Source organism: Actinosynnema sp. NPDC023658 (assembly GCF_040639995.1).
Taxonomy (GTDB): Bacteria; Actinomycetota; Actinomycetes; order Mycobacteriales; family Pseudonocardiaceae; genus Actinosynnema.
In genome coordinates this window covers 1-1,063 of the sequence record NZ_JBFAAX010001482.1, presented here as the reverse complement: position 1 = coordinate 1,063, position 1,063 = coordinate 1, and the positions used below count along the sequence as shown (strand labels likewise).

Here is a 1,063-nt window from a genome sequence, read left to right as displayed (position 1 = left end):
GGGCCGTTCCGGCGCGGCGACCGGCAGCAGCTCCAACGCCCGCGCGCACAGCGCCGCCGCCGTCTCCGGCGCGGTGGTGCGGTTGGCCGCGGCGGCCTGCGCCATCACCCGGACGGCGCGCAGGTCGCCGGGCGGCGCGGACTCGGCCAGGTGCCAGGCCAGCTCCATCTCGTCCACGGCGAGGCCGCGCGCCCGGTCGTCCAGCATCCGGGCGCTGATCAGGCTGTGCAGGTGGCGGCGCTGGGCGGGCCCGATCTCCTGGTACAGCGCCTCACCGACCAGGGCGTGCGAGAACCGGTAGCCGCGGTCCTCGTCCCGCACCACGATGTGCGCGCGCAGCAGCCCGTCGAACGCGGCCACGACGGTCTCCTCGGGCAGCGACGACACGCGGGCGAGCAGCCCGATCCGGTCCAGCCGCACCCGTCGGAAGACGGACACCGCGCGGGCGACGGCCCGGGTGTCCCGGTCCAGCGGCGCGACCCGGCGCAGCACGGCTTCCCGCCTGGTCAGCCGGATCGCGGACGGGGACACGGTGAGCCTGGCCCGGTTGCCGTCCACCGCCACCAGGTCCAGCTCGCGCAGCGACCGGGCGATCTCCACCGCGAAGAACGGGTTGCCGTCCGCCCGCTGGTGCACCTCGTGCGCCAGGCCCTCGTCCACCGGCGTGCCCAGCACGGTCTCCACGATCCGCGCCACGTCACCGCCGCTCAACGGGGCGAGGTGGACGCGCGCCACCTCGGCGTGCCGCTCGACCCGGTCCAGCAGCTCCTCGACGCCGGGGTTGCGGTGGTGCGCGCGGACGGCGGTGACCAGCACCAGCGGCGCGGCGGTGACCCGGCGCAGCACCACGGCGAGCATGGCCAGCGAGTCGTCGTCCACCTGGTCCAGGTCGTCCAGGACGAGCGCGGCGGGCCGCTGGGCGGTCAGGCCGGTGAGCGCGCGGGCGACCAGCTCGCAGGACCGGCCGAACCAGGTGGCGTCCGGGGTCGCGGTCAGGTCCAGCGCGTCCAGCGCGGCCCGCACGTCGTGCGTGCCCGGCACCGAGCGCAACGCCGTCGCCACG

At 76.9% G+C, this 1,063-nt stretch carries 1 pseudogene; it reads right to left on the bottom strand.

The annotated features are described in order from the left end of the window. Positions 1-1,063, bottom strand: a pseudogene (locus AB0G02_RS41960) (hypothetical protein); the annotation flags it as partial.